The sequence below is a fragment of the Maribacter sp. UH1 genome, assembly GCF_056839145.1.
In genome coordinates, this window is record NZ_CM166387.1 from 1,424,939 (window position 1) to 1,446,735 (window position 21,797).

Annotated in this window: 15 protein-coding genes; 14 read left to right on the plus strand and 1 reads right to left on the minus strand. The window is 36.8% G+C overall.

From position 1 onward, the window contains the following. Positions 1 to 22: 22 nt before the first annotated feature. The 13 genes from UH1x_RS06275 (at position 23) to argH (ending at position 13,103) form a co-directional block, all read left to right on the plus strand. Positions 23 to 1,342 carry an MptA/MptB family glycosyltransferase gene (locus UH1x_RS06275; protein ID WP_482625799.1) on the plus strand — a complete coding sequence of 440 codons (1,320 nt, stop codon included), beginning with the start codon at positions 23 to 25 and terminating at the stop codon, positions 1,340 to 1,342. A 236-nt stretch (positions 1,343 to 1,578) separates the two neighbouring features. Then, positions 1,579 to 2,193, plus strand: a complete 615-nt coding sequence (locus UH1x_RS06280) for a GNAT family N-acetyltransferase (RefSeq protein WP_482625800.1) — start codon at positions 1,579 to 1,581, stop codon at positions 2,191 to 2,193. A 249-nt stretch (positions 2,194 to 2,442) separates the two neighbouring features. Then, positions 2,443 to 3,630 (plus strand): argininosuccinate synthase, encoded by a 1,188-nt coding sequence (gene argG / locus UH1x_RS06285; RefSeq protein WP_482625801.1) that lies wholly within the window; start codon positions 2,443 to 2,445, stop codon positions 3,628 to 3,630. Positions 3,631 to 3,726: 96 nt separating this feature from the next. Then, a complete protein-coding gene (gene argC / locus UH1x_RS06290; protein ID WP_482625802.1) occupies positions 3,727 to 4,701 on the plus strand; it encodes an N-acetyl-gamma-glutamyl-phosphate reductase in 975 nt (324 codons plus the stop codon). 48 nt (positions 4,702 to 4,749) lie between these two features. Next, positions 4,750 to 5,544, plus strand: coding sequence for a pyrroline-5-carboxylate reductase (gene proC / locus UH1x_RS06295; RefSeq protein WP_482625803.1), 795 nt, complete (start codon positions 4,750 to 4,752; stop codon positions 5,542 to 5,544). A 48-nt stretch (positions 5,545 to 5,592) separates the two neighbouring features. Then, positions 5,593 to 6,717: an aspartate aminotransferase family protein gene (locus UH1x_RS06300; RefSeq protein ID WP_482625804.1), complete on the plus strand. Its 1,125-nt coding sequence runs from the start codon at positions 5,593 to 5,595 to the stop codon at positions 6,715 to 6,717. Then, on the plus strand, positions 6,714 to 7,910 hold the full coding sequence (locus UH1x_RS06305; RefSeq protein ID WP_482625805.1) for a glutamate-5-semialdehyde dehydrogenase: 1,197 nt from the start codon (positions 6,714 to 6,716) through the stop codon (positions 7,908 to 7,910). The genes UH1x_RS06300 and UH1x_RS06305 overlap by 4 nt, the downstream gene beginning before the upstream one ends. Before the next feature lie 131 nt (positions 7,911 to 8,041). Further along, positions 8,042 to 8,809, plus strand: a complete 768-nt coding sequence (gene proB, locus UH1x_RS06310; protein ID WP_482625806.1) for a glutamate 5-kinase — start codon at positions 8,042 to 8,044, stop codon at positions 8,807 to 8,809. After that, positions 8,806 to 9,747, plus strand: a complete 942-nt coding sequence (locus UH1x_RS06315; RefSeq protein WP_482625807.1) for a Rossmann-fold NAD(P)-binding domain-containing protein — start codon at positions 8,806 to 8,808, stop codon at positions 9,745 to 9,747. Before proB ends, UH1x_RS06315 begins: the two co-directional genes overlap by 4 nt. After that, a complete protein-coding gene (locus tag UH1x_RS06320) occupies positions 9,737 to 9,919 on the plus strand; it encodes a hypothetical protein (RefSeq protein ID WP_405412614.1) in 183 nt (60 codons plus the stop codon). The genes UH1x_RS06315 and UH1x_RS06320 overlap by 11 nt, the downstream gene beginning before the upstream one ends. Beyond that, a complete protein-coding gene (gene argB, locus UH1x_RS06325) occupies positions 9,909 to 10,688 on the plus strand; it encodes an acetylglutamate kinase (protein WP_482625808.1) in 780 nt (259 codons plus the stop codon). Before UH1x_RS06320 ends, argB begins: the two co-directional genes overlap by 11 nt. Position 10,689: 1 nt before the next feature. Beyond that, the gene (locus UH1x_RS06330; RefSeq protein ID WP_482625809.1) at positions 10,690 to 11,763 is read left to right on the plus strand and encodes a M20 family metallo-hydrolase; all 1,074 of its coding nucleotides are present in this window, start codon (positions 10,690 to 10,692) and stop codon (positions 11,761 to 11,763) included. 62 nt (positions 11,764 to 11,825) lie between these two features. After that, the gene (argH, locus tag UH1x_RS06335; protein ID WP_482625810.1) at positions 11,826 to 13,103 is read left to right on the plus strand and encodes an argininosuccinate lyase; all 1,278 of its coding nucleotides are present in this window, start codon (positions 11,826 to 11,828) and stop codon (positions 13,101 to 13,103) included. Here the strand turns inward: argH and UH1x_RS06340 are convergent. Further along, entirely contained in the window at positions 13,100 to 13,981 is an 882-nt protein-coding gene (locus UH1x_RS06340; RefSeq protein WP_482625811.1) for a YihY/virulence factor BrkB family protein, read from the minus strand. The genes argH and UH1x_RS06340 overlap by 4 nt on opposite strands. A gap of 235 nt (positions 13,982 to 14,216) precedes the next feature. Between UH1x_RS06340 and UH1x_RS06345 the strand changes: the two genes are divergently transcribed. Continuing rightward, complete coding sequence (locus UH1x_RS06345; protein WP_482625812.1) at positions 14,217 to 21,794, plus strand: BspA family leucine-rich repeat surface protein; 7,578 nt, start codon at positions 14,217 to 14,219, stop codon at positions 21,792 to 21,794. Positions 21,795 to 21,797 lie beyond the last annotated feature (3 nt).

Below are 21,797 nucleotides of genomic sequence, written 5' to 3' on the forward strand. Positions count from 1 at the left end.
GCCGATTACCTTTAAAAATTACATGAAACTCCACAAAGTTTCCTTGATATTGGCAGTTTTAAGTTTTGTATTTTACTACACCTTCGCCTATCATTTAGATCGAACCGATTTTATAAAATTGCTCTCTCTTTTTGTCGCACTTTTCTTTTTCTGTTTTAAATTGATACAGTTTGAAAAACTGAATTTCAGGTTCTTATTAGGTATTGGAATTATTTTTAGATTAATTTTTCTATTTATAGAACCCAATCTTTCTCAAGATTTTTATAGGTTCATTTGGGACGGTCATTTGGTCTCTAGCGGCGCCAACCCCTATTTAAACACACCAGATCAATTAATGGAAAATATGGTATCTATGATACCGAATGCCGATATACTATATGAGGGCATGGGCAGTTTAAGTGCGCGGCATTATAGTAATTACCCACCTTTGAACCAGCTTATTTTTGCTATTGCGGCATTTGTTGGCGGTAAAAGTATATTCGGCTCTTTATTTGCCATGCGTGCCATTATTATTCTTGCAGACATAGGTGTATTCTATTTTGGTAGAAAGCTGCTAAAAAACCTGAACAGATCACCGCATTTAATATTCTGGTACTTCTTAAATCCCTTGGTTATTGTAGAACTCACAGGCAATCTCCATTTTGAAGGGGTAATGCTGTTTTTCTTTATTCTAGCCCTATTTTTATTATCTATAGATAAATGGAAAACTGCAGGTGTAGTTATAGCTTGTTCTATTTCAATAAAGCTCGTACCCCTATTATTTTTACCGCTTTTTCTTAAGTACTTAGGATGGAAAAAAAGCATCGTTTTCTACGCTATCATTGGCATAACATCTATTGTACTTTTTCTTCCATTTAATACCCCAGAATTTATAGACAACTATTCTAAGACTATAAAACTATGGTTTTCTAATTTTGAATTCAATGCAAGCATCTATAACATCGCTAAAAAAACTGCCATACATTTTGATGCAAAGCCGTGGGAATTTATTAAGGAATACGGCAAAATTACACCGTTATTTACCATAGCCACTGTTGGTCTATTCACATTTTTACCAAAAAGGTATGATTTAAACAGAGTTCTCTGGTCAATGATGTGGGTATTGACCATCTACTATTTTGTATCTACTACCGTACACCCATGGTACGTTATTTTTCTGGTGCTGCTTTCTATTTTTACAACCTACAGATATGCCATCATTTGGTCTGCAGCCATTGTACTGAGCTACTTCGCCTATTCTCAGGCAGATTTCAAAGAAAACCTTTGGCTTCTTGCCATTGAGTATATTTCAGTGTACGGCTACATTGTTTATGAAATTGTTGCACATAATAACAAAAAGTGAAGTTTTTGTAAAAATTATACAATGTGTGATGTCAAATAAATATAATTTGTACATTTACCCCGTAATGAACGAAAACAACTACATATTATATAGCAACGAGAGCATTCCTGCTCTTACGCGTCCGTTCATAGCTCGCCGCCGTCGCCCGTAAGGGTAAGATATAATTATGGAATTAGGTGAGTCCATTTCCGCACAACAAATCAAAACTTTTTTTACACTTTTAAATCTAACTGGCAATGAACTTAATTGTTGCTAACGAATCACATTTTAAATACGCTCAGGATATTTGCGACACCATAGCGGACTCCGCTAAAGTACGTGGTACAGGTATTGCAAAACGTACTCCTGATTATATTCAGAAAAAACTAGCTAACGGCAATGCTGTTCTTGCATTGGACGGAGACAAATTTGCAGGCTTCTGCTATATTGAAATTTGGGGACATGAGAAATTTGTGGCCAACTCCGGACTCATAGTACACCCAGACTACAGAGGTCAGGGGCTAGCTAAGAAAATAAAAGCTAAGATTTTTGATCTTAGTAGAGAGAAGTTTCCAGATGCTAAAATATTTGGTATCACTACCGGCTTGGCAGTTATGAAAATTAACTACGAACTAGGTTACAAACCGGTTACATTTTCTGAATTGACAGATGACCCAGAATTCTGGAAAGGTTGTCAAACCTGCAAAAACTTTGATATTCTTACAAGAACAGAGCAAAAAATGTGCTTATGTACAGGTATGCTTTATGATGGCGCTACCAAGAAAAAAACTGAAGAGTCAAGAGAAATGAACGGCAAAGCTTTTACAAGGTTAAAAAGTATTAAAGAGAGTTTGTTTCTAAAAAAGAAATAAGAGTATAGAGTATAGAGTATAGAGTATAGAGTATAGAGTATAGAGTATAGAGTATAGAGTATAGAGTATAGAGTATAGAGTATAGAGTATAGAGTATAGAGTATAGAAGTTAAAAAATAAATATTGAGAGTAGTGAAATAGCTGATTTATAAAATCTTTTTTCTCTTGTCTTTTTTCTAACCTCTCTTTTCTAGCTCTATAAAACTAAAACAATAATTACCCGGTATCACCGGATTTGAACATATTAAAATGAAAAAATTAGTACTAGCATACAGCGGCGGATTAGATACATCTTATTGCGCTAAACATTTATCAAAAGACAAAGGGTTTGAAGTTCATGCAGTAAGTGTAAACACTGGTGGATTTTCTTCGGATGAAATAAAAGAAATCGAGAAAAAAGCAATCGAATTAGGGGCATCGTCATATACCTCAATAGACGCCGTACAGACTTTTTATGACAAAGTAGTAAAGTATCTTATTTTCGGTAACGTATTAAAAAACAATACCTACCCACTTTCTGTAAGTGCCGAACGTATTGTACAGGCAATTGAAATTGTAAACTATGCGAAAAAAGTAGGTGCAGGCTACATCGCTCACGGTAGTACAGGAGCTGGAAATGACCAAGTTCGTTTCGATATGATTTTTCAAATCATTGCTCCAGAAATCGAGATCATCACTCCTATTAGAGATAATAAATTAGCAAGAGAAGAAGAGATTGCATACCTTAAAGAAAACGGAGTAGATTACCCTTGGGAAAAAGCTAAATACTCTATTAACAGAGGACTTTGGGGAACATCTGTTGGTGGCGAAGAAACTTTGACTTCTGAAAAAGCATTGCCAGATAATGCTTACCCAAGTCAGTTACAAGAAAAGAACCCTACGGACGTAAAACTGACTTTCGAAAAAGGAGAGCTAGTTGCTATTGATGGAGAAAAAAATTCTCCCGTTGCTAATATTGAAAAACTTGAGGCATTAGCTTCAAAGTACGCTATTGGTAGAGATATCCACGTTGGCGATACAATTATTGGGACTAAAGGAAGAGTTGGTTTTGAGGCTCCCGCATCTCTAATCATTATAAAAGCACACCATTTACTAGAAAAGCATACGCTTACAAAATGGCAACAATACCAAAAAGAACAACAAGGTAATTTCTACGGAATGTTGTTGCATGAAGGTAATTACCTTGATCCTGTCATGAGAAATATAGAAACCTTTTTGACCGATACTCAAAAAACGGTTTCAGGAGATGTTTTTGTCGGCTTATATCCTTTTCAGTTTAGACTACACGGTATTTCATCTGAACACGATTTAATGACAGATGCTTTCGGTAAATACGGTGAAGTAAATAAAGGTTGGACCGCAGATGATGCAAAAGGCTTTATAAAAATACTTTCTAATTCAGGGAAGATATATAACCATGTTAATGGGGATATATAGTTAGAAAAAATAGTATTAAGTAATGAGTATTAAGTAAAAAGATTAAAAGTGTTATTCAAGTACTTCGTACTTAATACTTATTCAGAAAAGAACATTATGATTAAAGCAGGTATTATTGGTGGTTCTGGTTATACTGGTGGGGAGCTTATTCGCATCTTATTGAATCATCCCGCAACGGAAATAGATTTTGTTTTCAGTACTACAAGGGCTGGAAAAAAAGTAACCACCGCGCATCCGGATTTGCTAGGGACTACTGACCTAGAATTTACAGGAGAAGTTAACCTTGCTATAGATGTTGTTTTTCTATGTCTAGGTCATGGAAACTCTACCGCATTCTTAAAGGCACATGACTTTTCTTCGAAAACAGTAATCATCGATTTAAGTAATGATTTCAGACTTGATGCCGATTCCGATTTCGATGGAAAACAATTTGTATACGGGTTGCCAGAATTATTTAAATCTGATATTGAGAACGCAAAATACATTGCCAACCCTGGTTGTTTTGCTACTGCTATTCAATTAGCGTTGCTGCCATTGGCAAAAGCAAATCTACTGGAAAATGAAGTTCATATAAATGCCGTAACTGGCAGTACAGGCGCAGGTGTTAGTCCGTCCGCAACTTCTCATTTTTCATGGAGAAATAATAATATAAGCTGGTACAAGCCTTTTACCCATCAACATTTGGGTGAAATAAATGAGAGTTTGCACTCCCTACAAGAGAATACGGGCAATCTATTTTTTATGCCAAATAGAGGGAATTTCACTCGTGGAATTTTAGCGACTACTTATACCAAATTTGAAGGCAGTTTAGAAGATGCCAAAAAAATCTATCAAGAATATTATAAGGATGCCGTATTTACACAAATTTCTGATGAACCTATCAACCTGAAACAGGTGGTAAATACCAATCAATGCCATATTCATTTACATAAACATGAAGATATTTTATTGATTACATCGGCAATTGACAACCTCCTAAAAGGTGCATCTGGGCAAGCGGTACAGAATATGAATTTAATTTTTGGATTAGAAGAAAATTTAGGCTTGAACCTAAAAGCAGGTGTCTTTTAAAAACAATTTAAAAAGTACTATGCAATTGGTACAAGAAAAACATAAAACATGAAAATAGCGATTATAGGTGCAGGTAATTTAGGACTTTCTATAGCAAACGGAATTCTAAAAAGTAATGGTGCCACTAGTATGTACCTTACTAAAAGAGACATCAAATCTATTGCTGATTTTGAAAAATTTGACAAGGTTACCGTTACAAACGATAATCGCTTGGCGGTACAAAATTCAGACATTCTAATATTTGCGGTACAGCCCGTTCATTTTGTTGCAATATTAGAAAGTGTAAAAGATTTATTGACCGAAAATCATGTGATCATATCTACGATAACAGGTTTTGGGATCGAAAAAATAGAGGCAGTTATAGGTACGGATAATTACATTGTTAGAAGTATGCCAAATACCGCAATCTCAGTTGGTAAATCTATGACCTGTATTTGTAGCAATGAAAAAGGGAAAAAACGAATAGAGCTTACAAAAGCAATTTTCAACAGAATGGGGCATTCTATGGAAATACCTGAAAGTCAAATGCAAGCTGCAACAGTTATTTGCGCAAGTGGTGTGGCTTTTTGGATGCGTCTAATTCGTGCAACCACGCAAGGTGCCATACAATTAGGTTTTGATGCTAAAGAGGCTCAAGAACTAGCCATGCATACCTGTAATGGTGCCGCAAGCTTATTAATAGATTCTGGCAATCATCCCGAAGAAGAGATTGATCGGGTAACAACACCAATGGGCTGTACCATAACCGGTTTAAATGAAATGGAGCACCAAGGTTTAAGCTCTTCTTTAATACAAGGTATAATTGCCTCTTACGATAAGATTACTGAATTTAAAACGAAGTAACACCAGCCAACAAAACCAATTCACTATTAAAATTGATGCTATTGAATTATGAAATTATTCGACGTTTACCCACTATATAATGTTACTCCTGTTTCCGCAAAAGGTATTGTGGTGACCGATGACAAAGGTGAAGACTATTTAGACTATTACGGTGGGCATGCCGTAATATCCATAGGACATTCGCACCCACATTATGTGAAGCGCCTTAAAGGTCAATTAGATAAAATAGGATTTTATAGTAATGCGGTACAAAACCCGCTTCAAGTAGAACTTGCTGAAAAACTAGGTGTAGTTTCTGGTTGCGAAGATTATAACTTATTTTTATGTAATTCTGGTGCCGAGGCAAATGAGAATGCGCTTAAAATGGCTTCTTTCGCTACTGGTAAATCTAAAGTTATCGCCTTTAATAATGGTTTTCATGGACGAACTTCTGCTGCAGTAGCGGCAACAGACAATCCATCTATAAATGCCGAATTAAATCAGCAACACGAAGTTGTCTTTCTTGACCTAAACGACATTAAAGGTTTTGAACGGGAAATTTCAAAGAATGTCTGTGCCGTAATCATAGAATCTATACAAGGTGTAGGCGGATTAGATGAGCCTACTACCGAATTTTTACAAAAAGTAGCAGCGCTATGTAAAGAAAATGATGCGCTATTAATTGCCGACGAGGTGCAATGTGGCTTTGGCAGAAGTGGTAAATTCTTCGGATTTCAACATCACAATATAAAACCGGATATTATTAGTATTGCAAAAGGAATGGGTAATGGATTTCCTGTTGGCGGTATTCTAATTCATGAGAACATTAAAGCAAAATACGGAATGTTAGGAACCACTTTTGGTGGAAACCACCTGGCATGTGTAGCTACTTTGGCTGTACTTGAAGTTATTGAAAAAGAAAACTTGATAACCAACGCGCAAGAGCTGGGAGTGTATTTTAATGAAAAGGCAAAAGAAATTCCGCAAGTAAAACGAGTAAAAGGAAGGGGATTAATGTTAGGATTGGAATTCGATTTTCAAGTTGCCGATTTACGCAAAAAATTAATCCACGAACAACACTTGTTTACCGGTGGAGCAAAAGATAAAACGGTACTTAGAATTTTACCTGCTTTGAATATTACAAAACAAGATTTAGACGTGTTCTTCACAGCTCTTAAGACTGTATTATCATGAAAACAACACTTAGTTTAGAAAAAAGAAATGCCGTATTAAAACGTATGGCAGAATTGGTGCAACAAGAGGAATCTATTTTAATCTCTGCTAATGAGAAAGATTTAAATTCTTTTGAATCAGGCGACATTGCCATGATCGATCGCTTAAAGGTAAATAAGGACAAGGTAGCAGAAATGGTTTCTTCCTTAAAAAAGTTAGCTTCCCTACCTGACCCTTTGCATGTAGAACGTTTTCAATTTACGCATGACAACGGTTTAGAAATCAGTAATAAAACGGCTCCGTTCGGCACTATTATGATCATTTATGAATCTAGACCGGACGTGACTATTGAAGCTGCAGGAATTGCTTTTAAATCTGGAAACAAAATTTTATTAAAAGGAGGAAAAGAGTCGCTAAACTCAAACTTAGTCCTGGTCAACCTTTGGCATAAAGCATTGGAATCTTGCGACTGTGCTACAGATTGGGTGACCTACCTAAATTACTCTAGAGTAGAAACACAACAGTTTTTAGAAAACCCAACCCAAAAATTAGATTTAATAGTTCCACGTGGTGGCGAAAAATTAATCGCTTTTGTAAAACAACATGCTAAGTGCCCCGTAATTGTAAGTGGGCGTGGCAACAACTTTGTATATGTTTCTCAAGATGCAGATTTGCAATTGGCACTTGATGTTATTGTAAACGCAAAGACGACTAAAATATCGGCTTGTAATGCGGTGGACAAGGTACTTATTTCTAGAGATTTACCTCGTAAGGCTGAATTTTTAAGTCACTTGATACAAACCTTAAAGAAGCATAATGTAGAAATATTGACCGATGCAAAACTAGCCGGTATGGATGATACTTCTCAAATGGAAAATGATTTGGTCTGGTATGAAGAATTTTTAGATTATAAAATTGTCATTGGGCAAGTGCCTGATGTTGATGAAGCTATACAATTGATCAACACTTACGGTGGTGGACATTCTGCTGCTATCATCACAAAAGACGAAGAAGAGGCAGATATTTTCATGCAATCAGTTGACACGGCTGCAGTATACCATAATGCATCTACCCGCTTTACTGATGGCGGACAATTTGGATTAGGTGGTGAACTAGCTATAAGTACTGACAAATTACACCAACGCGGTCCCATTGGCTTGCAGCATTTGGTTACCAATAAATGGTACGTTAAAGGAAATGGACAAGTAAGATAGGTGATTGGTTGTTCGTTGTTCGTTGTTCGTTGTTCGTAAAACGAATAATTATTGTGTCCGGTCGAGCGCCGTCGAGACCTGAAAAAAGGAGTTAGGAAAAATAAAATAAGCCTGACAAAATCAGAATTAGCATGTTGAAAAAGAGAATTTTATTGAAATTAGGTTCCAATACCTTAACCAAGGACACTGACCATATTTCTCGTGGCAAAATAGAAGATATTGGTAGGCAAATAGCTGCACTAAAAGATCAATATGAATTCATCATAGTGAGTTCTGGTGCTATCGCCGCAGCTAAGCAATTCGTTAAGATTGAACATAACGGTGAAGAAATTAATGTTAAGCAAGCGCTCGCATCTATTGGTCAGCCACATCTTATGCGTATTTTTCAAGAGAATTTCAGAGAATTAGGTCTTTTTACTTCTCAATGTTTGTTGTCTTATTCCGATTTTGAAAAGGAACAAACTAGAGTGAATATTAAAAACACGATAAACGTTCTGGTCGCTAATAATTTTATCCCCATCATTAATGAAAACGACACGGTAGCAACAGATGAAATTAAGTTTGGTGATAACGATAAATTAGCCGGATTAACAGCTTCTCTTTTATCTGCGGATATTCTAATTATCGCTACTAATACTGATGGAATATATACGAAGTCTTCCTTATCGACTTCTACTCCAAAAACCATTGAAACAGTATCCGATCTAAGTACCCTATTAAAAGAAATTGGCGAATCTAAATCTACCCATGGCACAGGGGGTATGCAATCAAAATTAGATGCAGCCACCATCGCCCAAAAAGCAGGTATAGAAACTTGGATCACCAATGGTTTAAAAGATCATTTCATTACTGACGCCATTGATAACAACAGCACATTTACAAAAATTAAAGCATCATGAATTATCTTTCTATAAACGATATCGATTCTTTATCTACCTGGGTAAAAGAAGCAATTGCCTTAAAAGAGGAACCTAAAAAACATAAAGCTCTAGGAAGTGATAAAACTATAGGTTTACTATTTTTCAATAACTCACTTCGTACGCGCTTAAGCACTCAGAAAGCAGCGATGAATTTAGGTATAGAAGTCATTGTCATGAACTTTGGTAGCGAAGGTTGGGCTTTAGAATATGCCGATGGCACTATTATGGACCAAGGTACTTCTGAGCATATTAAAGAAGCTGCACAGGTAATTTCTCAATATTGCGACATCATTGCAATACGTGCTTTTGCAGGCTTAAAAGATAAAGAATTGGACGAAGCCGAGGAAGTTTTAAACGGATTTAAAACATACGCTTCTGTACCTATCGTAAATATGGAAAGTTCTGTTGGGCACCCGTTACAAGCACTAACCGATGCCATTACTTTAGAAGAACATAACTTTAAGAACAACCCAAAGGTAGTTTTGTCATGGGCACCACACCCTAGAGCTTTGCCGCATGCTGTTGCCAATTCTTTTATTCAAATGATGCAGAAGCAAAATGCTGAATTTGTAATTACACATCCGCAAGGATATGAGCTAGACCCAAACATTACTAAAGATTGTACTATTGAGCACGACCAAGAAAAGGCGCTAGAAAATGCCGATTTCGTATATGTAAAAAACTGGAGCAGTTATAATGACTATGGTCAAATAAAATCTCAAGATTCTAACTGGCAAATGACCCTTAAGAAATTAGGGAAAGCTAAATTTATGCATTGCCTACCGGTGCGTAGAAATGTAGTGGTTGCAGATGAAGTTTTAGATAGCAATCAGTCTTTGGTCATAGAACAAGCGAATAACAGAACATACGCAGCACAATTGGTGCTAAAAAAAATATTGGAAAGCAATGAAAATTAATAAGTGGATTTACATAGGCATCGCTTTATTTGCCCTAATCTTATTTGTCGTGAATATGGCAGATATTGACCACAGCACCGCGCATTGGAAAACGTACATGGGTCCCGTAAGCAACATTATTCTTATTATAGCCATGGTTCTCATGTTTAAATTTGCCGATTATGAAAAGTAAATTAAGTGTTGTAAAAATTGGTGGTAATGTCATTGAAGATGAAAAAGCCTTAGATATCTTTCTTACTGCATTTTCCAAAATTGAAGGATTAAAAATATTAGTGCACGGCGGTGGTAAATTGGCTACTCAATTAGCTACAAAACTAGGCATTGAATCCAAAATGATAGATGGTAGGCGTATTACCGATGCGGAAACCGTAGATATCATTACCATGGTTTATGGCGGATTGGCAAACAAAAAAATCGTTGCTCAATTACAAGCAAAAAATACGAACGCTATTGGCTTAAGTGGTGCAGATGGTGATAGCATACAGGCACATAAACGCCCCGTTAAGGAAATTGATTATGGATTTGTTGGTGATATTGATGGAGTAAATTCAGAACTATTGACCAAACTTTTATCTGCCGATTTAACCCCTATATTCTGTGCGTTATCGCATGACGGAGCCGGGCAATTACTGAATACCAATGCAGATACCATTGCTTCTGAAATTGCAATCGGCATGGCATCGACCTATGAAACAACCTTGTATTATTGCTTTGAGAAAAAAGGGGTTTTAATGGATATTGCCGATGAAAACAGTGTTGTTAAACATATTGATTCCAACACCTATCAAAAGCTCTTATCTGACGGTATCATTGCAGATGGAATGCTACCAAAACTTCATAATTGCTTTCATGCATTAAACAATAAAGTAGCAAAAGTATGCTTGGGTGATGTTACGATGCTAGATACAAAAACAGAACTGTTCACGACAATACAACTATAAGATGAACCAAACAGAACTTACGGAAAGTGCCATATCTTTATTAAAGGAACTTATTTCAATAGAATCTTTTTCTAAGGAAGAAGACAAAACTGCCAATGCTATTCAAGCTTGGTTGGCTAAATACGACATCCCTACAGAAAGAGATCTTAACAACGTTATTGCGAAGAATAAATTCTGGGACGATGCTAAACCAACCTTACTTTTAAACTCGCATCACGATACTGTTAAACCTAATAAAGCGTATACCAAAGACCCTTTTTTGCCCCACATTGAAGATGGAAAATTATTCGGATTAGGAAGTAATGATGCTGGAGGTCCATTGGTATCTCTATTAGCAACTTTCGTAAACTATTACCATGATGAAAACCTCAACCATAATATTCTTATGGTCGCTTCAGCAGAAGAAGAAAATGCAGGTGAAAATAGTTTACGTGGGTTATTACCAAAACTTCCGCATATAGATGTTGCTATTGTTGGCGAACCGACACTAATGTTACTTGCTATTGCCGAAAAAGGTTTGGTCGTTTTTGATGCCATGGTAAAGGGCACTCCATCACACGCTGCACATCCCAATGATGATAATTCCATCTATAATTCTATCAAAACATTAGAATGGTTTAAGAACTTTAAATTTGAGAAAACTTCTGAAGCCCTGGGAGATGTAAAAATGACCGTTACCCAAATTAACGCAGGTTCACAACACAATGTGGTACCGGCTCAAGTTGATATGGTAATTGATGTTCGTGTAAATGATGCCTATAGCAACAAAGAAATTGCAGATTTACTGAAGAAGAATGCGCCATGCGAATTAAAGGAGCGATCTTTACGCCTTAATTCGTCGAAAATAGATAAAGATCATCCATTAGTAAAATCGGGGATTGCATTAGGCAGAACAACTTATGGCTCACCTACACTCTCTGATCAAGCAGCATTAAGTTGCCAGTCACTGAAACTAGGTCCTGGTGACAGCACTCGCTCCCACTCTGCCAATGAATTTATCTATGTACATGAAATTGAAGAAGGAATAGATTTGTATATTAAAATATTAAAAGGCTTCCTTTCAAATAACCATTAACAATAACCAATTACCAATAAGCATTGTTCACTGCTTAATTACTAATTGATAACTGACAATATATGAAACTCTGGGATAAAGGATTTAGCACTGATAAAAAGATTGACCACTTCACCGTTGGAAATGATAGAGAATTAGACCTACACTTAGCTAAATATGACGTAATAGCTTCTAAAGCGCATGCTAAAATGCTTGGTAAAATAGGACTGATTTCCCCTAAGGAAACTGCAGAGCTAGTAAATGAATTAGACCATATTGCAGCACGTATTGAAAAAGGAACTTTTACTATTGAAAATTCCTTTGAGGACATGCATTCTAAAATTGAATACTTGCTTACCTTAAGCCTGGGTGATACCGGTAAAAAAATACATACGGCACGTTCTAGAAACGACCAAGTTCTTGTAGCAATGCACCTATATTTAAAGGACGAATTGACCGAGATTAAGTCGATGACCAAATCGCTTTTCAATCTTTTGCTAGTAAAAGCACAAGAACATAAGGATGTCATGTTACCAGGATACACGCATTTACAGATTGCAATGCCTTCCTCATTTGGACTATGGTTTTCCGCCTATGCAGAAAGCTTAATAGATGACCTTTATTTTATTGAAGCAGCTTATAAAGTTGCCGATCAAAACCCTTTAGGTAGTGCCGCTGGTTATGGTAGTTCTTTTGCCATAGACCGAAGCTACACTACTGAAGAAATGGGTTTTGCAACTATGAAGTATAATGTAGTGGCTGCACAAATGAGTAGAGGAAAAGCAGAAAAAGCTACGGCCTTTGGCATTGCCAATATTGCCGCGACCTTGTCTAAAATGGCTATGGATATCTGTTTGTACATGAGTCAGAATTTTGATTTCATCTCATTCCCAGATGAGTTGACTACAGGTTCTAGCATTATGCCACACAAGAAAAATCCTGATGTTTTTGAATTGGTACGTGGTAAGTGTAATAAGTTACAATCCATTCCAAATCAATTGACTTTGGTTATCAACAACCTACCAAGTGGTTACCATAGAGATTTACAATTGGTAAAGGAAATTATTGTTCCTGCCATACAGGATATGAAAGCCTGTTTAGAGATTTTGACCTTTAGCCTTAAGGAAATTAAAGTAAATGACAGTATTCTAGATGATCCAAAATATGATTACCTATTTAGTGTAGACACCCTAAATGAACTGGTACAAAATGGAATGCCTTTTAGAGATGCATACAAGAAAATGGGTATGGAAATTAACGAAGGTACATTCACCCCAAAAAGAGATATTCACCATTCTCATGAAGGTAGCCTTGGTAATTTATGTTTAAAGGAAATTAATGATAAAATGAAGGAAGTTTAGTCTTCCTTCAAATACCTATCTGAATAAGTTTTAGTAAACTGGGCTCCGAAGGTAACTATCAAGCTTGAGTAAGATACCCATAACATAACCAGTATTATACTACCTGCCGCGCCATATGTAGAGCCAGGTTCTGCTTTACCAAAATAGAAAGCCAAGGCATACTTACCTATTAAAAATAGAAGTGCCGTAAGTGCTGCACCAACCTTAACCGCTTTCCATCGTACATGGGTGCTAGGCAAGTATTTAAACATTGCCCCAAATAATAAGTAGATAAACACAAGTGACAATAGTAAATCTAAAACAAAACCTAATTCTAGCATCCCTTCTGGCAATAAGTTAGAGAGTTGAGTAGAAAATGCCGACAACAACGAGGTCAATACAAAACTTACCAATAGTAAAAAGCCTATAATAAGAATGAATCCAAAACCTTTTAAGCGCATGAACAACGTTGACAAAAACTCATTTGAGTATTTAGGTTTTGCTTCCCAAATATCATTTAAGGCATTCTGCAGCTGATAAAATACCCCTGTAGCACCATAAATAAGTACCGCAATACCTAATAATGTAGCAACTAAAGAAGTTTGCTCGCTACCTTGATTTTTAATGATATCTTGAATAGATTGTGCCGTATCCGAACCCATTGCCGAAGAAATCTCAGTATATAATTCGCCCTGTACAATCTCTTTTCCCCAAATACCACCAACCAATTCCAAAATTAAAATTAACAATCCAGGTAATGATAAAATGGCATAATATGCAATTACAGCACTAATTTGAAAAGGCTCTTTATCTATCCATATCTTAAAGGTTTTTACCAATAACTTAGGTAGATGAATAAGCTTGAATTTAGGTGTATAATTGTTTATTTCAGTTGACATGTATTATTGTATTTATACCGTTCTTAAATCTAGCACAGAAACCTTTTTCACAGTACTCCTATCCAAAAAAATATTATCCCTTAAACACTTAATTCTCTTCTTTAACTAGCTGATTATATTCTATTTCAATAAATAAATATCCTACACAACTGTTTAAGAGCTGTTCACAACAATTAATTTTAACGTTTAACATTCATAGGCATCTTTGATATACACAATTGATCAAACCAACAGCATGCCATTATTTAAAAAGAGTATTACCCTTTTTCTTTTATTTTTAAGCGTTAATCTATTTGCTCAATCTTTCACCTCTACTTGGAATACCAATAATATAGAATCTGGTTCCTCTCCCAATAACGAAATTACCATACCCACCAACCCTGCATACACTACCTATAATTATGATGTAGATTGGGGAGATGGATCATCGGATACAGGAGTAACAGGTACTATTACACATACCTATGCAACTACTGGTAGTTATAATGTTAGTATTAGCGGTATATTCCCATCTATTTATTTCAATGATGAAGAAGCAAATGACAAACTTAAAATTATAGAAATATTGGCTTGGGGAGATATTCAATGGCAAACCATGCAAAATGCTTTTTATGGTTGCGAGAACTTAAATTTTGATTTAATTGACAATCCAAACCTTGCTCAAGTGACTTCTTTGAAACAGATGTTTAGAGGTTGTGAGTCATTCAATGGAATTGTCAATAATTGGGATACCAGCACTATTAATGATATCTCTGGTTTATTTTATGAAGCAGAAAAATTCAATAGACCTTTGGCAAATTGGAATACAGGGGCAGTAACAGATATGTCCTATACTTTTTACGAAGCCGAACTGTTTAATGAGCCATTGGATAGTTGGAATACAGCTGCGGTAACGACAATGTCCAACATGTTTTATCATGCCGAAGATTTTAATCAAAACATCAATAATTGGAATGTTAGCAATGTAACGGACATGTCTAATTTGTTTTATTATGCCAGAGTTTTTAATCAGCCATTAAACTTATGGGATGTTAGCAATGTTACCACAATGGCAAGCATGTTTTACCTAACATCCTTCAACCAACCAATAAACAATTGGAATATTAGTAATGTGACGGACATTTCTGGAATGTTCCAAAATAGTTCGTTCAACCAGCCCTTAAATTTATGGGATGTTAGCAATGTAACCACCTTAGCGAGTACGTTTGCCCAAAACAATAGTTTTAATCAACCTTTGAATGATTGGGACGTTAGCAATGTAACCGACATGAGCCGGACATTTGGTAGTGCCGGTAGCTTAAAAGATTTTAACCAACCTTTGGATCAATGGGATGTTAGTAATGTAACAACCATGACAGGCATGTTTGAAAGCTCTTCTTTTAACCAACCATTAAATGGTTGGGATGTTAGTAACGTAACCAATATGAGCAATATGTTTGCCGGTTGGGCATCTACATACATAACTGCTTATAACCAACCACTAGACCTTTGGGACGTAAGCAGCGTTACGAACATGAGTAATATGTTTCATGATTCTCGTTTTAACCAAGCTATTGAAGGCTGGGACGTTTCTAATGTTACGAATATGAATAGTATGTTCGACAACGCAACACTATTTAATCAGCCACTTAACAATTGGTTAATTACCTCGCTCACCAATTTAGATGGTATTTTCGCAAATACACCGCTGTTCAACCAACCTTTAGACAATTGGAATACTTCGGCTGTAACCAGAATGAGAAATACATTTCTGAATGCGGATGCTTTTGATCAGGACCTATCATCTTGGGACATTTCTTCCGTTACATCTATGACATCTCTATTATCCAATTCTGGATTATCTGAGGAAAATTATGATGCTACTTTAATTGGTTGGGCTACCCAAACAGTAGAAGATGATGTTGACTTAGGAGCAACAGGCTTAAAATATTGTGATGGTAGACTTGCAAAACTAGAACTTATTGATAACCATAATTGGACTATAACCGGAGACATTGTTAACTGTTCCAATGTGTTCTGCACAACAATTACAAATCCAGCCGAAGGAGATACAAATGTTCCTGCAAACTCCAACATACACTGGGCTGCCGCACCAAATGCAACTGGTTACTATATTGACTTAGAGGTTGAAAGAGGCGGAGTCCGTAGCTTTGTAAATATCAGTGGAAGCCCTGCAAATAATTATGATGTTGGTAACGTAGAAATTTTAACTTTTACCAACGAATTTACTCCTGGCGATACTATTTTCATAACCGTTACACCTTATAATGGTGAAGGTCCAGCAGTTGGCTGTGAAGAATTTAGCTTTACCGTAGTACCTTCATGGGTCAACAGTCCAGCTGCTTATAAATTTACGATTGACACTAGCCTTGGATCTACTTACGGTACTGATCAGTTTGATTTTAGAATTCAAAGAAACTCTAGTTACAGCTACAATTATTCCGTTGATTGGGGAGATAGCGAATACAACAACAATGTAACAAATGATCTTAGACACATATATAATACCCCTGGCATATATACGATATCCATAATTGGCGATTTTCCCGCTCCTTATCACTACTACGGAGATGCCGATGAAGTCATATCTATTGACCAGTGGGGTACACATGAGTATCAATCCATGCAAAGAGCTTGTTTTGGCTGTGAAAACATGGAGTACAATGCTACAGATATTCCAGACCTTACCCTTGTAACCGATATGTCCGAAATGTTTGAAGATGCTCATTTATTTAATGGCAATTTAAATAGTTGGAATGTTAGTAATGTAACGAACATGGATTCTACCTTCAAAGGAACCCATGTTTTTAACGAACCCTTAAACACCTGGGATGTTAGCAATGTTACTAACATGGGCGGTATGTTCTCTAGCGCTAGAGAATTTGATCAACCTTTAGACTCCTGGATAACTACTGAAGTTACAGATATGGGTTCTATGTTCTATGATGCAGAAGTATTCAATCAGCCATTAAATTGGGATGTATCTAAAGTTACCTCTATGTATAGCATGTTTGGATATACGGAGCTATTTAACCAAAACATAAACGATTGGGACACCTCTTCAGTTACCAATATGAGCTCTATGTTCAGAAGCGCTGAAGCATTTAATCAACCTTTAAACAATTGGAACGTATCATTGGTTACTACCATGAATTATATGTTTAATAACGCTGAAGTATTTAATCAACCTCTAAACAATTGGAATGTAAACTCCGTAACCAATATGGGTTCTATGTTCTACAATGCTTATAATTTTAACCAAGATATAGATAGCTGGTCCGTAACGAATGTAACAGACATGTCTTCCATGTTTAATTCAGCTCTTAGCTTTAACGAACCTTTAAATAGTTGGGATGTAAACTCTGTAGTGAACATGTCTGAAATGTTCAATGGTGCAGAAGTTTTTAATCAACCTCTAATAGATTGGGATGTAAGCGCCGTTGCCAACATGTCATCTATGTTCAAAAATGCCTTGCTGTTTGATCAACCGCTGAATAATTGGAACGTATCATCGGTTACGCTAATGCCGTCTATGTTCGAAGGCGCTACAACTTTTAATCAACCTTTAAACAATTGGAACACTGGGGTGGTAACCAACTTTGCAGCGATGTTTAAAAATGCATCCGCTTTTAATGAACCACTTACCAACTGGAATACTGTAGAAGCATTGACCATGCAAGAAATGTTTAGCGGTGCAACTGTCTTTAATCAAAATATAGACACTTGGGATGTCTCATTTGTAACCACAATGGAAGCTATGTTCAACGAAGCTACCAGTTACAATCAAAACATGAACTCTTGGAATGTAGCCTCAGTAACAACCATGGAAGATATGTTTAAAGGCGCTATTACATTTAACGAAACTATTGGGAATTGGAATGTTAGAGGTGTAGCCAACATGGAGGAAATGTTCAGTGGTGCCACCGCTTTTAATCAAAATATTAATGACTGGCGTATTTCTGGTGTGACCAATATGGATTATATGCTTAGGGATGCATCAGCATACAACCAACCTATGGATTTATGGAATCCAGGTAATGTAAGCATGCGTGCTATGTTCGACAATGCCACTTCATTAGACCAAAGCCTTGCCGAATGGGATGTAAGCGGTGTTACTAATATGAGTGATATGTTAGACCATACCGCTTTGGTAAGAGAAAATTACGATGCGACCCTTATTGCTTGGTCTGAACAAACATTAAATAGTGGTATTACCCTAGGAGCAGAAGACCTACCATATTGTGATGCGCAAGAAGAAAGACAGTCTATGATAGGTAATTTTGGTTGGACATTCAGTCAAGATGTTCGCGATTGCCCAATTCCAGATTGCACCTTGTTAACATCACCTCTAGACGGAGATATAGATGTGCCGGTTAATACAAATATTACTTGGGAACACGCTTTATACGCAGAAGGATATCGTTTAACCGTTGGCACCACAGCAGGAGGAAATGATATTGTAAATAACGCAACCATTACAAATGAAACTTCCTATGAATTTGCTTCTGATTTTAATACAGGCGATGCGGTTTATGTAACCTTAATCCCTTTTAATGCGGAAGGCGACGCAGTCGGTCCATGTACAGAAGAGAGTTTTACTATTTCTACCGATCCAGCTACCGTACCAGATTGTACAACCCTTATTGCGCCAATAAATGGTGCTACCGATGTTGCTATAACCACAGATTTAAGTTGGAACCCAATTTCTAATGCAGACGGTTATAAAATAACAGTAGGCACTTCTAGTGGTTCCAATGATTTACTTGATGCAGAAGATGTAGGTAACGTTAACACCTTTGAATTTACAACAGACTTGCCTGAAGACAGCGATATATTTGTTACCATAATTCCTTATAACGATGAGGGTGATGCTAGTAGCTGTACAGAAGAAAGCTTTCATACAGAACTAATTCCAGAACCACCTACATGCACCAATTTAACAGCTCCAATTAATGGCGCTACCGATGTCGCTATTGACACCCATCTAAGCTGGACACCAATCGCTAACGCAACAGGTTATTTGGTAATCGTAGGTACAACATCCGGAGGAATAGAAGTAGTAAACAATGCAGATATTGTTGGTGCAACCACCTACGATATTCCAGTAGATTTACAAGAAAGCAGATTACATTACGTAACCATTATCCCTTATAATGATGAAGGTGACGCTACGGGTTGTATAGAAGAAACCTTTACAACGGGTGATTCTACAAGTCCACCGTCATGTACCACATTAACAGCTCCTATTAATGGTGCAACTGCGGTTGACCCTAGCACAAATTTAACTTGGGCAGAATTATCATCTGCAACCGGTTATAAATTGACTGTAGGAACAACAAGTGGAGGTTCCGATATATTTACAGATGATGTGCTAAATGTAACTACATACGACCTTGAAGCCAATTTACCAGAAAGCACACCTATTTATGTGACAGTAACACCATATAACGATAATGGCGATGCTATTGGTTGTACCGAAGAAAGTTTTACTACAGATGGTGCTCCTTTTTGTACCACACTAGCAACTCCTGCAGATGGTGCTACAAATGTTCCTGTAGACACCAATATTGAATGGAACACAGTAGCTAATACCGACGGTTACCGAATTACCGTTATTGGCAGCAACAGTACGGCAAATAACATGACCGATTTTGAAGTGACAAGTGGCAATACCTTTAACTTTTCAAATGATTTTATAGAAGGAGAAACGGTTACGGTAACTATTAAACCATATAACAACAACGGAGAGGCCAGTGGTTGTACATCCGAAACTTTTACAATCGTGCCTCCACCAGTACCCACTTGTACTACGCTTATTACACCCGTAAACAATACTGCAAATGCAGATATAGATACTGATATTAGCTGGAATGCTGTTGCCGGAGCAACGGGTTACACGATAACCGTAACAGCAAGTGAAAGTACTGCCAATAACTTAACTGAAGTAGACGTTATTGCAACTTCCTATGATTTCACGAATGACTTTATACAAGGTGAAATGGTAACAGTTACCATAACACCATTTAATGAATCTGGTGCCGCTACAGGCTGTACATCAGAATCATTTGCCATTAAGCCCGTACCTACATGTACTAGCTTAAACACACCTGTAAATGGTAATGACGCGGTCGATGCCAGTATTTCAATATCTTGGGATGCAGTATATGATGCCATTGGGTATTTCGTTACCATTTCCGCTAATACAAGTACCGCTAACAATGTAACGGATTTTAAAACCACAGCTACTTCTTTAGATTTCACTGATGACTTTACGCAAGGTGAAACCGTTTCAGTTACCATTATTCCTTACAACGAGTCTGGTAATGCAATTGGTTGTACTACAGAAAGTTTTTCCATTCAGGCAGTGCCTACTTGCACAGGTTTAATTTCACCTGCAAATGGTGCTATAGATGTACCTGTAAACACTGATATAGAATGGACAACAGTGCCTGAAGCAGATGGCTATCTTCTTACGGTCACAGGTAGTTCAAGCTCAGCAAATAATGTTGACCAACTGAATATAACTACTGGTAACAGCCATATGTTTACCAATGATTTTGATCAAGGCGAAACCGTATCGGTTACTATAATACCTTACAACAATGCTGGGGAAGCCATTGGTTGCACTATGGAAAGTTTCAGCATTAAGTCTATTCCAAATTGTACCTTCTTAACCTCTCCTCTAAACGGTGCAGTTTTGGCAGAAGTAAATGAAATTTCATGGAATACCGTACCGGATGCAGACGGATACAGATTAACTGTTTTCGCAAATAACAGTACGGCAAACAATGTATCCGATTTAGAAGTTACCGATACTACATATACTTTCCCTAATGAATTTAACGAAGGTGAAACAGTTACAGTGACGATAGTTCCTTTTAATGATGTTGGCGATGCCATTGGTTGTGTTTCTGAGAGCTTTACCATAAGACCATTACCAACTTGCACCAATTTGATAGCTTCGTTACAAAATGTAAATAATGTTGCCGTAACCGCAGATATTGAATGGAACCCTTCAAACGATGCAGATGGTTACAGAATCTCAATAGGTACAACCGCCAACGGAAACGATATCGTAGACAATGAAGATGTAGCCTCTTTGACCAGTTATATACTGAATGAAGATTTACCATCTGAAACACAAATTTTCATCACCATTACGCCTTACAATAGTTCTGGAGACGCTGAAAGTTGTACTACCGAAAGTTTCACAACTGAAGTAATCGCACCCGATTGTGCGGTTCTTATTAGTCCGACAAACGGAGAAACAAATGTTTCATTAGAGAGTACAATTTCATGGAATGAAGTCGAAAAAACCAACGGCTATCGTATTTCCATTGGAACCTCAGCGAATTCTAACGACATCATTGACAATGTGGATATGGGTAATTTAACAACATATACTCATCATGATGAGTTTCCATTTGACACTGAAATTTTTGTAAATATCACCTCATATAACAGCGCAGGAGAATCCGCTGGTTGTGAAACTCAATCATTTACTACAATGATTCCAGAAGATGAAACAAAATACGGATTCTCACCTGATGGTGACGGTATAAATGAATACTGGCATATTGAAAACATAGATTACTACCCTGAAAATGTAGTGAGTATTTATAACCGTTGGGGAGATATGGTTTTTCAAATTGAAAACTATGACAATGCCGCTAACGTATTTTCAGGTACTGCGAATATGAGTATGAAATTAGGCGCAGACCAATTACCTGCAGGCACCTATTTCTTCAACATTCAAATAGATGGTGAAACTATATTAAGAAAAACACAAGGTTTCCTTGTATTAAAGCGATAATTA